A 17167-nucleotide genomic window follows, 5' to 3' on the forward strand; every position below is an offset into this window, starting at 1 on the left:
AACCTTGTTTTTTGTATTGGGAAACCGATGAAGAAGAAATTTCTGAAGATTATAATTAAATTGTCAAATAGTGAAAAAGGTGGGAAATAAGATGAAGGTTGTTATTGCACCCGATTCCTTTAAAGGCTCCCTTTCTGCACAAGAAGGTGCGCAGGCAATTGAAAGAGGGGTATTAAAGGCAATGCCCGGAGCGAACACAGTGCTTGTTCCTGTAGCTGACGGCGGAGAGGGGACCCTGGATAGTTTAGTAGCTGCTACAAATGGAAGGAAGGTTGCCGTGACCGTCAGCGGTCCGATTATGGTTCCTGTTGAGGCAGCCTACGGAATTCTTGGGGATGGCAAGACCTGTATCATTGAAATGGCGAGTGCTTCCGGCCTGTATCTTATAGGTCCTGAACATCGGAATCCGATTGCCACAACCACATATGGTACAGGTGAACTTATTAAAAAGGCATTGGATAACGGATGCCGCCGTTTTATTTTAGGGATAGGCGGAAGCGCCACCAATGATGGCGGGGCTGGAATGCTTCAGGCCTTGGGAATGAGGCTTCTCGATGCTAATGGCGAATCTATTGGGCCAGGCGGAGCTGAACTTTCGAAAATTGAAGTGATTGAGGATGGTGAATTTGACTACAGAATAGCCGAATCCGAATTTCTAATTGCTTCGGATGTTCAAAATCCATTGGTTGGACCTAATGGGGCATCTTTTGTTTTCGGTCCGCAAAAAGGAGCGACACCAGAAATGGTTGAGCTGCTTGATGCTAACTTAACACATTGGGCTGATTTGGTAGAAAAGAAGACAGGCACACGTCTGCATGACAAGCCGGGTGCAGGAGCTGCCGGAGGTATTGGCGGGGCATTCCAGGCTTTTTTTCCCTCAGAAACCAAACGAGGCATTGACATCGTGATTGAGTATACAGGGCTGTCAGCAAAAATGGAAGGTGCGGCTTGCGTCTTTACAGGAGAAGGGCAGATTGATTACCAAACTGCCTCCGGTAAAACTCCTATGGGCGTGGCAGAGGCAGCAAAGACAAATCATATTCCGGTTTTTGCTCTTGCCGGGTCGGTTGGTAACGGCATAGATCAGTTGTATCAGTATGGAATCCACAGTATCACGAGCATCATTAACGGACCGATGTCCCTTGCAGAGGCAATGGAGAATGGTGCCGAGCTGCTTGAAGAAACGTCAGAACAGGTGATGCGCACCTTTTTGGCAGCGCTTTCCGAAAAGTCTTAGTAAACAACAGGAGGTTCATTATGTTATTTCTGGTTTTATTGATCGGTGTTTTACTTGTTGTAATTGCTACAACAAAATTTAAGCTGCATCCGTTTTTATCATTGTTATTAGGAACATTTTTTGTTGGCTTTGCCTCCGGAATGCCGCTGGCTAAGATCGTTGAAAACGTGAATACCGGGTTTGGAGGTTTAATGGGAGGGATTGGACTTGTCATTGTCTTTGGGACAATCATCGGAACAATCCTGGAAAAGTCGGGAGCGGCCCTGCGCATGGCGGAAGTGGTCCTTCGCATAGTAGGTCCGAAAAGGCCGCAGCTCGCTATGAGTTTAATTGGTTACATCGTATCCATTCCCGTTTTCTGTGACTCTGGGTTTGTCATCCTGTCCAGCTTGAGAAAGGCGCTGGCGAAACGTGCCAAAGTAGCGGTCGCATCCATGTCAGTGGCACTGGCTACGGGTTTATACGCAACACACACCTTGGTACCGCCGACTCCAGGGCCTATTGCAGCGGCTGGGAATATTGGTGCAGACAACTTTCTTGGAACGATTATTTTAATTGGACTTATAACAGCAATTCCTGCTACCATCGTGGGCTATTTTTGGGCTACCAAAGTAGCAAGCAAGATTGAGGTAGAGGACGATGGAGAAGAACTGAATTATGATGAAATCGTCAAGTCCTTCGGGAAAATGCCATCTACTTTTCTATCATTTTTACCGATCGTACTTCCTATCGTTTTGATTGGAATCGGCTCAGTAGTCACGTTCCTGGGCATGAAAGGCGCTTTTTCGAACTTTTTGGTTTTCCTTGGTTCTCCATTGGTAGCGCTGCTTGCCGGTGTCATCGCTGCATTTGCATTGCTGCCTAAATATGATGAGGAGACGATGACGAATTGGGTTGGCGATGGCTTGCTGGATTCTGCTCCTATTCTATTAATCACTGGTGCAGGGGGAGCATTCGGCGGAGTCATCAAAAATACCGGGATAGCTGAAGCGATACAAAGCTGGTCTTTGGGTGACGTTCTAAGCGGTTCCCTTTTCCTTCTGCTTCCATTCCTGATCGCTGCTGCCTTGAAAACGGCCCAGGGTTCGTCCACTGCAGCCCTTGTAATCACGTCTTCACTTATTGCCCCGATGCTTCCGACAATGGGAATAGAAGGCGCTGTGCCGCTCGCTCTGGTCGTCATGGCAATTGGTGCAGGCGCCATGACAGTCAGCCACGTCAATGACAGCTTCTTTTGGGTCGTCACACAATTCAGCGGCATGAAGGTCACAGATGCATACAAAGCACAGACTATGGCTACACTGCTTCAGGGTGCAGTCACCATCATCGTAACTATGGTCCTATGGGTTATTCTAGTTTAATAATAAATTCCAAGGCAGAAAGCTGTACGCAGCTCTCTGCCTTTCTCGTATTACCAAAAATGTCGCGGAGTCAGATCCCTTTCGGTGCAAATCAGCCGCAGAGAGGCAGACCCCCTATCGTGCGTTTTTATAAAGTAAATGAGAAAGTGAAAAAATGGATATTTCTTGATTGACATATAGGGTCGGGGGGTATAGTATAAGTGTAAGAACTAAACGATAGGCGAGCCCTAACAATCATTTAGGCTATGTAAGAGCGAGCATTGCAGTTCCCAAGAAGCGGGGAGGGAAAAATTATGAGCCAAAACTCCAACGAAACTACTCTGACTATTACCGGGATGACTTGTGCAGCATGTGCAACCCGGATTGAAAAGGGATTGAATAAGCTTGAAGGTGTCGATGCCGCAAATGTGAATCTTGCATTAGAAAAGGCAAGTATCCAGTATGATCCACAGGTGACAAACCCGGAAGCCTTTGAAAAGAAAATCCAGGACCTGGGATATGGAGTTGTACATGAAAAAGCTGAATTCAATCTGATAGGGATGACATGTGCAGCATGTGCGACCCGAATTGAGAAAGGCCTTAACAAACTTGATGGAGTTACAAAGGCGAACGTCAATTTGGCACTTGAATCTGCGACTGTCGAATATAACCCTTCAGTCGTTGGCATCCATGACATGATAGGGAAAGTGGAAAAATTGGGTTATGAAGCCCATCTGAAAGAAGAAGCAAACAAGGACACAGCTGATCACCGCCAAAAGGCCATTGAAACCCAGCAAGGAAAATTCCTATTTTCACTGATTCTTTCCATTCCATTATTATGGGCGATGGTAACTCACTTTGAATTCACTTCCTTCATTTATTTGCCGGAAATGTTCATGAATCCATGGGTGCAGCTTCTTTTGGCAACACCGATACAATTTATTATCGGTAAACAATTCTATGCAGGTGCCTATAAAGCCCTGCGAAACAAAAGCGCCAACATGGATGTACTTGTTGCGCTGGGTACGTCAGCAGCATACTTTTACAGCCTGTACCTTTCCATCGATGCTTATCTAAAAAATGAGCACATGCCCGATCTATACTTTGAAACCAGTGCGGTGCTCATTACTCTTATCATTCTCGGTAAAGTATTTGAGGCGCGTGCAAAAGGCCGGTCTTCTGAGGCGATAAAAAAATTAATGGGATTGCAGGCGAAAACAGCGGTTGTTATCAGGGGTGGAATGGAAGCAGAAATCCCGCTGGAACAGGTTGTTACAGGCGATATCATCCTTGTTAAGCCGGGAGAGAAGATTCCGGTGGATGGAGAGATATTGGAAGGCCGTTCTGCTCTTGATGAATCCATGATTACCGGCGAGAGCGTTCCTGTAGATAAAACTGTTGGGGACGCAGTCATCGGGGCAACGATTAATAAGAATGGATTTTTACAGATTAAGGCAACTAAAGTAGGCAGGGATACGGCATTGTCACAAATCATCAAGGTAGTCGAGGAAGCGCAGGGATCAAAGGCTCCGATCCAGCGCCTGGCGGACCAAATTTCAGGTGTCTTTGTCCCCATTGTTGTTGGGCTTGCCATTCTCACGTTTTTAATCTGGTTCTTCTTTGTCAGCCCCGGCGACTTTGCAGAGGCGCTGGAAAAATTGATAGCTGTTCTTGTTATTGCCTGCCCATGTGCATTGGGGCTTGCCACACCAACCTCCATCATGGCGGGTTCGGGCCGCGCAGCGGAATATGGAATCCTGTTTAAAGGCGGGGAACATCTTGAAAGGACGCAGCGCATTACAGCAGTCATGCTCGATAAGACTGGCACCGTCACAAACGGCCAGCCGGTATTGACAGACATCAGCACGGATTGGAACGAGGAAGAATTCTTGAAGCTGGTAGGCTCTGCCGAAAAGCAGTCTGAACATCCTCTGGCGCAGGCGATTGTGAACGGTATCCAGGAAAGGGGCATTGCCCTTGATGCTGCTGAACGTTTTGAAGCAATTCCTGGCTTTGGAATCATAGCGGAGGTCAAAGAAAGGACGATTTTGATTGGTACCCGGAAATTAATGGGTAAACACGCAATAAACATCAGCCACGTAATTGGCCAGCTGGAGGAGCTTGAGAACCAGGGGAAAACAACGATGCTCGCAGCGATTGATGGCCAGTATGCAGGGATGATATCAGTTGCTGACACAATTAAAGAAACCTCCAGGGCCGCTGTTGCACGCCTGAAAAAAATGGGTTTGAAGGTTGTCATGATAACTGGCGACAACGAGCGTACGGCCGCTGCCATTGCCCGCCAGGCGGGTATCGATCATGTGATTGCAGAAGTGCTTCCAGAAGGAAAAGCTGATGAGGTCAGAAAGCTTCAGGAGGAAGGTCAAATTGTAGCAATGGTTGGAGATGGAATAAATGATGCCCCGGCCCTTGCCCTTGCGGATATAGGCATGGCAATCGGAACAGGAACGGATGTAGCGATGGAGGCTGCGGACATTACGCTGATCCGCGGAGACTTGAACAGCATTGCGGATGCCATCTTCCTCAGCAAAAAAACGATGCAGAACATCCGGGAAAACTTATTTTGGGCGTTTGGATACAATGCGCTTGGGATACCGGTTGCGGCAGTCGGATTCCTGGCACCATGGCTAGCCGGTGCTGCGATGGCTTTCAGTTCCGTATCTGTCGTACTGAATGCACTAAGGCTGCAAAGACTGGATCTCAAAAAAATAAGGGTTGATAAAGGAGAGAAGTAAAATGATGAAATGGGCTGTTTCTGCAATCGTATATCTCCTTGTTATTGTCGGCGGATATACGGTGTATGCAAACTATTTTGATAAAGACACTTCTTCTGAACAAGAAACCCACAGCGCGGGAAACGCACATAATAGTGAACATAAAGAATCCGAAAACGCAGGCGGTCACAATGACAGCCATGGTGACCATGGCGCATTAGCAGCAGAAAGTGAAGTTGCTGTTGATGTTAACTATGATGGTGAAAATGTAGTCATCAATATGAAGGATAAAGAAGGAAACCCTGTTAAGGACCTGGAAGTAAATCATGAAAAGTTTATGCATTTGATTATTGTCGATGATCATCTCGATAAGTACTATCACCTCCATCCTACAAAAATGAAGGAAGGGGCATTCCAGGTAGATTACCCATTGGAAAAAGGATCCTATAAAGCATTTGTGGACATTAAACCTGTAAACCTGACATATCATGTGTCTCCGTTGGCGTTTGCTGTAGGGGAGCCTGCAGAAGGTCACAGCCACCCTGGCCTTGAAGTGGATTCCGAGCTGACAAAGACAGTGAACGGGAAAAAGGTGGAAATGAAGCCTAGCACTGATTTTAAGGCAGGGGAACCAATCACATTGGATTTTGTTGTCGACAAAGAGGGCCTGGAGCCCTACTTAGGGGCTATGGGCCATGTGGTGATTCTGGATGAAGCGGCTGAAAATTACGTACATGTACATCCAAGCAATGAAAAGGAACCAAAATTCGAAACTGAGTTTAATAAACAAGGAAAATACAAAATCTGGGCTGAATTTAAGCACCATGGAATTGTCCGCACATATCCGTTTGTGATAGAAGTAAAATAAGATGAAATTGTGTGAAACATGTGCGAGGGTCGTGACACAGGTGGATGGAGCTAACCACAGCGCCGTGAGGTCCCACATGAAGCGGGTAAGTCAGTGTTGCCAGGTCCCACATGCTATGTGAGGTTTGTCAGCATTGCCAGGTCCGACACGCGATGTGAGGTAGTCAGCGTTTCCAGGGCCACAGGAAGTGGGTCGTCAGCATTGCCAGGTCCACAGGAAGTGGGTCGTCAGCGTTGCCACAGGACGTGGCGTTCTTAGCTGACCTTCCATGTGTGGCGTTCTTAGCTGACCTTCCACAGCTGTTGAACGCCTTTGCTTTACTAAGGATACCTAGCAGGGGTATAATATTAAAAGATATGGGGAGGGGATTGGATGTCTTTACATGACGAATTGGAGGTCACAGAGGATTCTTGCTGTACAACTGATGATGGCAGGAGAAGCCATCATTCGGATAAGGTAAAGAAGAATTTGACCACCCGGCTTAACCGGATCGAAGGCCAAATTCGCGGCATCAAGGGGCTGATTGAAAGGGATGCCTACTGTGATGATGTGATTACCCAAATTTCAGCTGCTCAATCCGCATTGAATGGCGTGGCTAATCTTCTGTTGGAAGGACATTTAAAAACCTGTGTATTGGAAAAAATCCAGGAGGGCGACAAGGAAATCCTGGATGAGGTTCTTGTAACCATACAAAAATTAATCAAAAAATAGGAGGGGTTTTATAATGGAAAAAGTAACTCTAAGTGTAAGCGGCATGTCTTGCGGACATTGCGTGAAGGCAATTGAGGGAAGCGTTGGAAAACTTGCAGGCGTTAACAACGTTGCGGTAGATCTTGAAAATGGCAAGGTGGATGTCAATTTTGACAGCGAGAAAGTTTCACTTGCTGAAATCAAAGACACAATTGATGACCAGGGGTATGATGTAGAATAATCAAGCAGGAACGGGCCGTTCAAGGTTCGTTCTTTTTTATTGCTATAACCCGGTGCGTGATCTTTTAGCTGATATATCATCATGTTTTCATAATTCTTTGGTTATGATGTTAATATGACAAATTAATTGGCTGGTGAGGCACGGTGAAGGAAGAATTAATCAAACATATTTTGGATGCTGATTTCGAAGAGGCTGTAAAGATAGCTTGGAGCATGCCGCATGAAGATTTATCAGAGCATATAATTGAAGCGGCTTTTGACCGCGGATCCTTGATTTTTTATACGTTCGTATGCCATATGATCACTAAGTATGAAGACTTTAAGCTTCATGATCTTGCTTTTGTATTGCTGGCTAGCCCATTATGTCATCTGGAAGGAGCTTATTTTTCAGCACTGTTCCATGCACGGAAAAGTGTGGAACTGACGGAACAAAAGGATATCGGCAGCCTCGAGCAGCTTGTATTCTTACAGGGGATCCCCGATCCAGTTCTATCTGACGAAGAGGCAATTTCTGCTTGCCGGAAAATCCTCCAATTGGACCCTGAACACGAAACCGCCACTGAAATATTGAAGGAGCTGTGTCAGTAAAAGCCTTGTCATCCTCTTGCGTGACAAGGCTTTTCACATTGACGTTTACATGGCCGCTACCAGAGATAAGGCTTGACTACCATGAACCAAAGCATGGCCAGCAGCAGAATGATATAAATCCAGACGGAGCGTTTGAGCTTATCGGCCAGCATTTCCTGGTTCCGGTCTGTTTCATGGAATTTCCGAAGCGTTGGTGAAAATGCGCGTGCTAAAAAGAATAACGACCCGACTAAGATCAGCAAGGTCATCACCAGCCAGGGAGTAGCCCACGTCCACGGGCCGAGAATCACAAGAAGTACTCCTGTCAAAACAAGGACATGTCCAGCATGCTTTGTAAGCCGGACCACGAAGCGGAATGTTTCCAGGTAGACATTTGTTTCCGCCTGTGCCGAAGACCGAAGCTTCTGAGCAATTGGCAATAAAATGAAGAAGGGACCGATGGATACAATCACGCTGAACACGTGAATATAAAGGATAATCCGATACCATACATCCATAGGTTAATGCTACTTGCGCACCGGGCTAAATTCATGCACCCAGACCTTCATTGTTGGGAGCCACGGCATTCCAGGATGGTAAGACAGGATTGTTTCCTTATACTCTTCCACTGATTGGAAGCCCTCCTGACGGGCATGCTCATCATTTAGCTCACCCAAGGTTTGGGAATACACACGGTCTACCTTGAATATTTTATCCTCTAATAAGAGGATTTCTCCTGCATCTGCGTATCTGCCATTTCTGCGTGTTGCTGTTTTTCTCCCTTCCAATACCTTTTCGACATCTTCAGGCTTCGTAATAAGACGGTCGATTGTACATGTTTTGGGCGGAAGTGTGTTTTGTATATCTTTCATCGTGAGGAACACTCCTTTTTACTATGTTTATGTTATAGAAAAGCTAGAAACTGAAACTGAACTATTCCTTTTTCCTAAATCCTTGCTTCAATACATGGTATACAACAGATGGTGCGAAAAGCACAGCTGCCGGCTTCACTAGGTTCATTACTGTAATAAATCTTCTGTAAACATTTTGATTCTGTGACGAAAGAAGGAATATCTGTTTTGTGTACCACTGCTGGATTCCTAGTCCCGGTGGCTTTTTTCCTTTAACGAAAGGATAACGGAAATCTTCCGAAATCACCATATTCCAAACCGGCTTGATAATTTTAGCAGCTTTTTTCTGGAAAATCCTTTCTGTATCATCTGAAAAAAAACCAGGTTGCTTTTCCAGCTGCCTTTTCAGCGCAAGTGCCTGAAGTGTGGCAATAGTCATACCCTGACCGAATACCGGGTCAATTCTGCAGACTGTATCACCGGCCAATAAAAGGCCTTTCGGCAAGTTCTTCGTTTTATCAAAGCGTCTCCAAATAATATGCGGGACACGATAAATAGTAGCAGGAGATAATGCCTTGCCTATTTTTAACTCTTTAAAAATATCAGGCCTCGGCAGTTTTGCCGACAATTCCTGAAAAGCATGCTCGCTTGCCAGGACCTCTTTATCCTTGATTTCATTGCCATACCCCATCAAGGTTACTTTGTATCGGTCATTTTCGACCTTCGAAATCGTTCCGCCGATCTTGTCGTGAGGCGGACTTGGATATATGAGTTTAATTGTCCAATCTCGTTTTTCCTTGGGGAGCTCGTAATCCTTGCTTATGTAACTGAGTCCTATTCGTACCTTTTCCTCGGGAATAGTATATCCATACTGTCCCAGCCATCTGTTCGAAAAGCTGCTTACTCCACTGGCATCAACGACTATATCTCCTGTTATGTCTGTTATCGAAGAATCCGGTCCTTTAATGGTTACCCCGTAAATCCGATTTTCTTCCTGGCTGTAAAGAAAATCCTTAACTGTGTGATTGTAAAGATAGGATATGTTTTTAATTTGTTTCGTTAGCTGCTCAATCTGCCATTCCAAATGCGGGCGTGTCTGAAGAGTCGAGGTGAATTCTCCTCCAAAGCGGAGCTTCCACACTCCATGATGAAACCATGCCAAATCTTTCGTGGAATCAATTTTTACTGCCCCGCCAAACACAAATCTATCATTAATACCGGGAAAAAGAGATTCCAGTCCGTATTCACCTGCATGAAGCAGGGCGTGTAAATGCTCTCCCTGCGGAGCACCTTTTCTAGCAACAGGTCCCCCAGGTTCCTGATCTTTCTCTAAAATAATTACTTCTTTAAAAAAATCCGACAGCACGCGGGCAAATAACTTTCCGGCGATGCCGCCGCCTACGATAATTGCTTTTTCTCTCTGTTCCATAAAAAGTGAACCTCAGTTTCTAAACTATTTCTACACCCCATTATAGTTCATACAGACGGCTTTGTGGTTTTTTTCAGAATTACGCCAATTTAAACACGAAAGAATATTGCGGGTAAAAATACTCTGGGACGGAAGGGTTATTATTTGAAATATTTGGGATTGATAGTATAATAGACATACACAAATGCTAGCGCTTACATAATATTTATCTATTAAACTATGGGAGTGTGATTTTTGGATGGCTGGAAACCGTGCAGTAGTTTATGTTGAACCAGGAAAAGTAGACGTTAGGGACATTAGTTATCCAGACCTGATTCTTCGAGATGGACCGGGTGTAAACCCGCTAAACGTAGGAAGAAAATGTAATCATGGAGTCATCTTAAAGGTTGTTACTACTAATATCTGCGGAAGTGACCAGCACATGGTACGGGGGCGTACAACCGCTCCGAGCGGATTGGTTTTAGGCCATGAGATCACGGGAGAAGTTATTGAAGTGGGAAGTGATGTCGAATTCATCAAAAAGGGTGATTTGGTATCCGTTCCATTCAATATTGCTTGCGGACGCTGCCGCAGCTGTAAGGAGCAGAACACCCATGTATGTGAGAATGTAAATCCGGATCGTGCCGGCTCTGCTTATGGATATGTTGACATGGGCGGCTGGGTCGGAGGACAATCCGAATATGTAATGGTACCATATGCTGATTTCCAGCTTCTGAAATTCCCGGATAAAGACAAAGCCATGGAAAAAATCCTGGATTTGACCATGCTGTCTGATATATTCCCGACAGGCTTCCATGGAGCTGTGAGTGCCGGCGTAAAACCTGGCTCTACGGTTTATATTGCCGGTGCTGGACCTGTAGGATTGGCTGCTGCCCACTCTGCCCAGCTTTTGGGAGCCGCTACAGTTATTGTCGGTGACCTGATTGAAGAGCGTTTGCAGCAGGCAAGAAGTTTTGGATGCGAGACGGTAAACTTAAAGGATCATCCAAATCTAGGGGAACAAATTGACCAGATTTTAGGTGCTCCTGAAGTGGATTGTGCAGTCGACTGTGTTGGTTTTGAAGCACACGGCCATGGAAAGAATGCTGGCGAATCTCCTGCTACTGTATTGAATTCCATCATGGATGTTACAAGAGCGGGCGGCCGCCTTGGAATTCCTGGATTGTATGTAACTGGCGATCCTGGTGCTGTGGATGACGATGCAAAGCATGGTACATTGAAAATCCGCCTTGGACTAGGCTGGGCAAAGGCTCATACATTTGTTACCGGCCAGACACCAGTCATGAGATATCACCGCTATTTAATGTCTGCGATTCTAAGTGGCAGGGCGCAAATCGCCAAAGCGGTTAATGCTACATTAATCTCTCTTGATGACGCTCCGAGCGGCTATGCTGAGTTTGACAACGGTGCATCCAAGAAATTTGTAATCGACCCGCACAACCTGGTAAGAAGCTAATAGTTTAAATAGAAGAATAGTGATGAGGAGCTGCCTGGGGGCAGCTTCTTTTTGTTGAGGAGACATCGCATTAAAGAATTTGAAACCCGCCAACCTTTAGCAACCGTCATAACACGCAGAGTGCACCCTCAAACTAGAATAAATGGACCTTCCATCCATAAAAAAACAGTAAATACATTCATTTGTACTTACTGTTCCTGCCTATATTATACGGTTTTTACATATTCCTGAATCATTTCGGCTGTCACGAACTTTCGTTTTTCAGTGATGCGCAATTCAGGCAAACGGTTCATTTTATCCGTAACGGCGTTAATTTTGTCCGTAGTGAAGGGAAGCCCCTTCTGGCAAAGGGAAACAGCTTCTTCTATATAGCGTTCACGTTCCTGGTCGAGGGCTTGAAATTGATTATAAATTTTGTTCTGGTTAGCAGCATGCTGTGCCAGGTCTTTATGTACACTCATGTATTGTCACTCCTAATATTTCAAAAAATGGATATGTACCATCATACCAATATATTGTAGCCGCGTTAAGTACATAAAATATTTCTACAAAACTTGAGCTGTCTTCAGCCCCTTATCAACCTGCATTCATGGGGAGAAATTTGAATGAAACCCTCAATGCTTGGCTGGCGCATAGCTCCCCCCTCTGTCCACTCTGCAAATTTGACTTTGACCGTCATTTCAGGACGCACCCAATAATAATCGCCATGCCTTTCTGGCTTTTTGGCAAAAGGGTGCTCCCTAATAACCATTGGTTTTAAAAGCTCAGCCAGTTCCCTCCATTCCTGGTCCGTCATCTTTCCAGTCCCTGTGTGCCCTACATATTGCAGCTTTCCTTTTTCATCATAAAGCCCCAGTAAAATGGCGCTCACTATATTATGGCGTAATGTAAAACCGCCAATCACAGCAATGATGTCCCGGTAATTTTTAACCTTAACCCAATAGTCCTTCTTTTTCCCGATAACATAAGGTGAATCGTTCCGTTTCATAACGATGCCCTCCATGCCCTGTTCTTTAATCGCATGAAACAGTGCGCCTGCCTCACAGACAGAAGGTACAAGCTGAATATGGTCATTCGGAGTAATGATTTCTGAAAGAATATTATTACGTTCCCTAAAAGGCCGAGTGTTCAGCCAATTGCCATTAAGATAAAGGACATCGAATATCATGTAGACAATCGGCACACTTTCTGCCACAAGCTTCACCCGATCAAGCCTCCTGATTCCATCCCTTTTCATTACTTCATGAAAGGCAGGTTTTCCATTCTCGCCTAATGAGATGACTTCTCCATCCAATATCACTGACGATTGTTTGCAATAGCTCTGAACATTCGTTATCTCGGGATAATGCATGGTTCGCTCGTTTTTCTTTCGGTTGAAAAGACGGACACGCTCATCGTCAGAGTAAGTTAGCACTCTTACCCCGTCCCACTTTATTTGTGCAACCCAGCCCTCACCTCCGGGTATGGTGACACTGCTTTCCGGCTCCATTGGGAAAATTGGTTCCAAATCGAAGACCTCCAATGCTTTCGTATTGGCAAATACGCCAAATTTTACATAGTTTTGGCATAATCTATCGAAAATATTGATAAGAGGAGGGTAAAAAACAGTATGGAAAAAATTAATGTTGAAGGAAGACCGATTGAAATATTCAAACCTGGCGAAGTTATATGGCCTGAAGCTGGACTGAGTAAGCTAGATTACATAAATTATTTGTTGGACATCTCTCCCTATCTAATTCCTCATACAAAAGACAGATTACTTATGATCTGGCTTTACCCGCATGGAATAAACGGGAAGAAAATTGAAAAACGTTCCCTGCCCGCGAGTGCTCCGGAGTGGGTAAACTGTGCGATGTATAAAGAAAAACAAAGAATTCTGCTTAATGACCCAGCAACCTTAGTTTGGGCCGCCAACTATGGAGCTTTAGAGTTCCACGTCCCATTTGACCGATATACGAAAGAAAATTTCCCGCTCGAGCTGGTTTTTGACCTTGATCCATCGGAGAATAATAGCTTTGACCTCGTTCTTGAGGTAGCTCTTGCACTGAAAGCACTATTAGATTCACTCAACCTGATATCCATACCCCGGACTTCCGGATCGACAGGCATGCAAATTTTCGTACCGATTTCTGCTGATTACACATTTGAGGAAACGCGACAGATTAACACATTCATTGCCGAATATTTTCAGGAAAAAATGCCGGGAAAATTGACGTTGGAACGTGTGGTAGAAAAAAGGGGAAATAAGCTGTATTTCGATTATTTACAGCTTTGGAAAGGCCGGACGATGCCGGCTGTTTACTCCGTAAGAGCAAAGCCTAAAGCAACAATTGCTGCACCGGTGACATGGGGAGAGGTGGAAGAGGGCTTCAGGCCAACGGATTTTACCATTCTCAATATAAAACGCAGAATCCAAGAGAAGGGAAATTTGTTTGCCCCTGTCACAACTGAGAAGCGTGAACAGAGCTTGGAGGATATTTTGTCATTCATCAATAAAAATCAAGCATGAGTGGCTTGTTTCAGACACACTGTATGAAGCAGCTTTCTTTGTTGTGGAAATGATTTAAAAATGTAGAAAGTAAAGAGTTTATCCATTGACTTAATAATAATTATTAATATAGAATGATTTTACATTTAATAGGTATAATTAACCAACAAACTATCCGATAAAGGCAAACTCATCGAAAGATGGGGACGCAAAGCCATGGGTCTGTCGTTCAAATGTGTATTTTGGACTATGATTGCCAGGCTGCCGAATAGCCCAAAATCCGGCTATTCCACTTACTGGAAATAGCTTTTTTTTTGCGTTCAGTCGGACCAAAAGGGGAAGGAGAAGAATTTATTATTTATAAAGCATCACGATTATAATTTTACATAAGGGATGAGAAAAATGAAGATGACAATTGGGAAAAAATTGATGGGCGGATTTTTAATTATCGCCATTATTCTTGGGTTAATCAGCTTTGTTGCATACTATAATCTACAAAAAGTGGATGATACCTATTCAGACCTTGTAAATCGCCGGGCGGTCATCTTAACAGATACAAAGGATTTGCAGATTGCAGCTTCCAGGGAGATAGCAGCTTTAAACGGCGTGATGCTGCGTCAACAGGCAGCCTCCGGTATCTTATCTGATGCTGTTAGAGAGGTCAATCAAAAAGTAAATGTCATCGATGAGATGGTTCAGCCGCAGGCGGTCAAGGATCAGCTTAAAGAGCTTGAAGAATTAAATAAACAATTTAAAACTGCTTCTGATCAAGTGATTATCTTGATGGGTTCAGATCAACACAAAGCTACCATTGTTGCAACGGAGAAGGCAATTCCATTGGCCCAAAACATCAGGAATATAGCAGATGGCATCGAACATGACTTAAGGAAGAACATGGAAGAAGGAAGCGGTGCAGCTTCCAATAGGTCAGACGCCGCTCGGAACACTGTTCTGATTTTAAGCATTGCTGCGTTCTTCCTGGCTGTCCTGATTGGTTATGTGATAACAAGAATGATAAACAGGCCAATTCTGTCGCTGGAACAGGCGGCAAAAAAGATTTCTGAAGGCGACCTGACCCAGCAGAATATCAAGGTTAAAAGCAAAGATGAAATTGCGAACCTGGCTCATTCCTTTAATCAAATGAATGAAAATCTTCGTGCTTTAATTGGCCAGGTAGGGGCGAATGCGGATCAGGTTTCAGTGACATCTGAGGAATTGTCGGCAAGTTCCGAACAGACGAGCAAAGCAACGGAGCTAATATCAGCTGCCATTCAGGAGGTTGCGGTTGGCTCGAACAAACAGGTCGAAAATGCCAGAGAACTGCATCACACTGTAAGTGGAATATCCAGTGGAATGAACAAGGCTTCTTCCTCTATGCAGGCAGTTGCCGCTTTGACCGCGGCTGCCAATGACAAGGCAATTATGGGACATGGAGTGGTCTCGCAAACAGTGGAACAGATTAATCTTATCCATCAATCGGTGAGCTCGACTTCAGAGGTTGTAAATGCGGTAGGAAAAAAATCTGAAGAAATCGGCCAGATTGTCGACTTCATCACACAGATTGCCGAACAGACAAACTTATTAGCATTAAATGCAGCGATCGAAGCAGCACGTGCTGGTGATCATGGCAAGGGATTTGCAGTAGTAGCGGATGAAGTGCGGAAATTAGCCGAGCAGTCCAGCAAAGCTGCAGGTAACATTCGAAATCTGATCCAGGAGGTACAAACAGAGGCAGCCAAAGCAGTTCAATCCATGACGAATGGAAATGAAGTGGTGAACGGAGGCATACAGCTGGTTCATGAAACGGGCACGGCCTTTAATGATATTTTAGCATCGATTGAACAGGTGACGGTAGAAGCACAGGAAGTGTCTTCCATTGTTGAAGAAGTGAACAAGCAGTCCCTCGGAATGGTAGAAATGATGGAGGGCATAGCGCAAATAGCAGAACAATCTGCAGGGAATACCCAAAATGTCGCAGCTTCTGCGGAAGAACAAACTGCATCCATGGAGGAAGTGTCTTCATCTGCTGAGACATTGAGCCAAATGGCTCAGGATCTTCAACAGCTGGTAAATAAGTTTAAGGTGTAATACCGTCCGCAAACAAAAGATAAGATTTGTCTGTGGTTGTTCAATGATTAGGTGGGGTCATATATGAAGGAAACGGTTGAATTAATTAAGGGATTTTTTGAGGATATAGCACCTGAGCAAATGCTGTCTTTGGCGCTCGGGGGAAGAGAACTTAACTCTGAACAGCTTACATTGATCCAGGCCATCAAAAGAGAAAGCGAATTTCCTGACCCAATCATTAATGTTTTGCTTCAGTATTCGTTAGTGATCAGCAATGGCCAATTGAATGGCCAACATATTGAACAAATTGCTGCACAATGGCAACAACATAACGTCCAGTTGGTGGAACAGGCAATGTGTTGATAGATAAGGATACTAAAAGTCTCCTGCTGCGCCGCTATGGCCTCGGCAGCTATGAACGAATCCAGCTGAGAAAAGAGATGGAATGACAGAGACTCTTCTTGTTTGCCCGACCCTGCCATCTTTGAGCAACACGTATAATGGAAGCGCGGAATTCCCTTCCGAAACACTCGGAACATATTCGAAAGGTTCCGAACTGTTCGGAACCAGGCTGCGAGCTGAAAACAATAAAAACACACTTCGATGGAGTGTGTTTTTTTATTGTTTTGCTTTATGTTCGAAGTACAGGAAAAGATTCGTGATTAATTTTGAGACGATTCCCACGGCCACATAGCCTAAAAACAGATGAAAGTAATTCGCGCCTCTGTTCAATTCAAACAGGTCCAAGGATATAAGCAATGGTTTCAATACAAAAGAAAACAGTGCGCTCAATATCAGCATGAATAGATAATAATTCTTCTTATTATTCAGTGCCCATTGGTATAGAAGCATATAAGAAACAGGCACAAGCGATACGTCCAATGCGAAACTGATCGGCAGTACAGGCAGAAGTTTATATGGATAATACCATAAGGCCCTTGTACCTCCATATGTATCTATGTACGTAAACCACACGTGTACATTGAAACCAAAGAACCCTAGAAGCAGGGCCTTTCTCTTATCCATAAAAATGTACAGGACGATCAAAGGAATAATCAAAAATGCAAGATTGATCCAAAATTGCCATGTTCCAAAATCTGAATACTGACTCCAATAATCTGACCAAGAATCGGATACTTTCAATTGTAAGTTTTCAATATCGTTAAGTTCAGTTCGCTGAGTGTGTTCCATATATGCTC

The 17167-nt window shown here is 44.5% G+C and carries 17 protein-coding genes and 1 riboswitch; of the genes, 11 read left to right on the plus strand and 6 right to left on the minus strand.

The window, feature by feature from the left end; genetic code table 11:
• The first annotated feature begins 91 nt into the window (after positions 1-91).
• The 7 genes from V1500_RS03300 (at position 92) to V1500_RS03330 (ending at position 7698) form a co-directional block, all read left to right on the plus strand.
• Entirely contained in the window at positions 92-1237 is a 1146-nt protein-coding gene (locus V1500_RS03300) for a glycerate kinase (RefSeq protein WP_409304185.1), read from the plus strand.
• 20 nt (positions 1238-1257) lie between these two features.
• Complete coding sequence (locus V1500_RS03305; RefSeq protein ID WP_409304186.1) at positions 1258-2598, plus strand: GntP family permease; 1341 nt, start codon at positions 1258-1260, stop codon at positions 2596-2598.
• 293 nt (positions 2599-2891) lie between these two features.
• On the plus strand, positions 2892-5333 hold the full coding sequence (locus V1500_RS03310) for a heavy metal translocating P-type ATPase (RefSeq protein WP_409304187.1): 2442 nt from the start codon (positions 2892-2894) through the stop codon (positions 5331-5333).
• A gap of 1 nt (position 5334) precedes the next feature.
• Positions 5335-6180 carry a hypothetical protein gene (locus tag V1500_RS03315; protein WP_409304188.1) on the plus strand — a complete coding sequence of 282 codons (846 nt, stop codon included), beginning with the start codon at positions 5335-5337 and terminating at the stop codon, positions 6178-6180.
• 372 nt (positions 6181-6552) lie between these two features.
• The gene (locus tag V1500_RS03320; RefSeq protein WP_409304189.1) at positions 6553-6891 is read left to right on the plus strand and encodes a metal-sensitive transcriptional regulator; all 339 of its coding nucleotides are present in this window, start codon (positions 6553-6555) and stop codon (positions 6889-6891) included.
• A gap of 13 nt (positions 6892-6904) precedes the next feature.
• Positions 6905-7111 (plus strand): copper chaperone CopZ, encoded by a 207-nt coding sequence (gene copZ, locus V1500_RS03325; RefSeq protein WP_409304190.1) that lies wholly within the window; start codon positions 6905-6907, stop codon positions 7109-7111.
• Positions 7112-7254: 143 nt separating this feature from the next.
• Positions 7255-7698: a hypothetical protein gene (locus V1500_RS03330; protein WP_409304191.1), complete on the plus strand. Its 444-nt coding sequence runs from the start codon at positions 7255-7257 to the stop codon at positions 7696-7698.
• 56 nt (positions 7699-7754) lie between these two features.
• Here V1500_RS03330 and V1500_RS03335 read toward each other — a convergent pair whose 3' ends face one another.
• From V1500_RS03335 to V1500_RS03345, 3 genes are all read right to left on the minus strand, one after another.
• A complete protein-coding gene (locus tag V1500_RS03335) occupies positions 7755-8195 on the minus strand; it encodes a hypothetical protein (RefSeq protein ID WP_409304192.1) in 441 nt (146 codons plus the stop codon).
• 9 nt (positions 8196-8204) lie between these two features.
• Positions 8205-8549 carry an ASCH domain-containing protein gene (locus tag V1500_RS03340; RefSeq protein ID WP_409304193.1) on the minus strand — a complete coding sequence of 115 codons (345 nt, stop codon included), beginning with the start codon at positions 8547-8549 and terminating at the stop codon, positions 8205-8207.
• 61 nt (positions 8550-8610) lie between these two features.
• Entirely contained in the window at positions 8611-9957 is a 1347-nt protein-coding gene (locus V1500_RS03345) for an NAD(P)/FAD-dependent oxidoreductase (RefSeq protein ID WP_409304194.1), read from the minus strand.
• A gap of 238 nt (positions 9958-10195) precedes the next feature.
• On the opposite strand from V1500_RS03345, the gene fdhA reads away from it, so the two are divergent.
• Positions 10196-11413, plus strand: coding sequence for a formaldehyde dehydrogenase, glutathione-independent (fdhA, locus tag V1500_RS03350; RefSeq protein ID WP_409304195.1), 1218 nt, complete (start codon positions 10196-10198; stop codon positions 11411-11413).
• Between the two features lie 206 nt (positions 11414-11619).
• Here fdhA and V1500_RS03355 read toward each other — a convergent pair whose 3' ends face one another.
• Both V1500_RS03355 and ligD (V1500_RS03360) read right to left on the minus strand, forming a co-directional pair.
• Positions 11620-11874: a DUF2533 family protein gene (locus V1500_RS03355; RefSeq protein ID WP_409304196.1), complete on the minus strand. Its 255-nt coding sequence runs from the start codon at positions 11872-11874 to the stop codon at positions 11620-11622.
• A gap of 104 nt (positions 11875-11978) precedes the next feature.
• Entirely contained in the window at positions 11979-12920 is a 942-nt protein-coding gene (ligD, locus tag V1500_RS03360) for a non-homologous end-joining DNA ligase (RefSeq protein ID WP_409304197.1), read from the minus strand.
• A gap of 102 nt (positions 12921-13022) precedes the next feature.
• Here ligD (V1500_RS03360) and ligD (V1500_RS03365) point away from each other — a divergent pair, with 102 nt between their 5' ends.
• The 3 genes from ligD (V1500_RS03365) to V1500_RS03375 all read left to right on the plus strand — a co-directional run bounded on the left by ligD (V1500_RS03365) (position 13023) and on the right by V1500_RS03375 (position 16331).
• On the plus strand, positions 13023-13922 hold the full coding sequence (gene ligD, locus V1500_RS03365; protein ID WP_409304198.1) for a non-homologous end-joining DNA ligase: 900 nt from the start codon (positions 13023-13025) through the stop codon (positions 13920-13922).
• Between the two features lie 152 nt (positions 13923-14074).
• A riboswitch (cyclic di-GMP riboswitch) is annotated at positions 14075-14170 on the plus strand.
• A gap of 133 nt (positions 14171-14303) precedes the next feature.
• Entirely contained in the window at positions 14304-15989 is a 1686-nt protein-coding gene (locus V1500_RS03370; protein ID WP_409304199.1) for a methyl-accepting chemotaxis protein, read from the plus strand.
• Between the two features lie 63 nt (positions 15990-16052).
• Positions 16053-16331: a DnaD domain protein gene (locus tag V1500_RS03375; RefSeq protein WP_409304200.1), complete on the plus strand. Its 279-nt coding sequence runs from the start codon at positions 16053-16055 to the stop codon at positions 16329-16331.
• A gap of 255 nt (positions 16332-16586) precedes the next feature.
• On the opposite strand, the gene V1500_RS03380 is transcribed toward V1500_RS03375, so the two are convergent.
• Positions 16587-17159 carry a CBO0543 family protein gene (locus tag V1500_RS03380; protein ID WP_409304201.1) on the minus strand — a complete coding sequence of 191 codons (573 nt, stop codon included), beginning with the start codon at positions 17157-17159 and terminating at the stop codon, positions 16587-16589.
• Positions 17160-17167: the final 8 nt, after the last annotated feature.

Origin of the sequence: Peribacillus sedimenti (assembly GCF_046237635.1) — a bacterium.
In the GTDB taxonomy this organism is placed as follows: domain Bacteria; phylum Bacillota; class Bacilli; order Bacillales; family DSM-1321; genus Peribacillus; species Peribacillus sedimenti.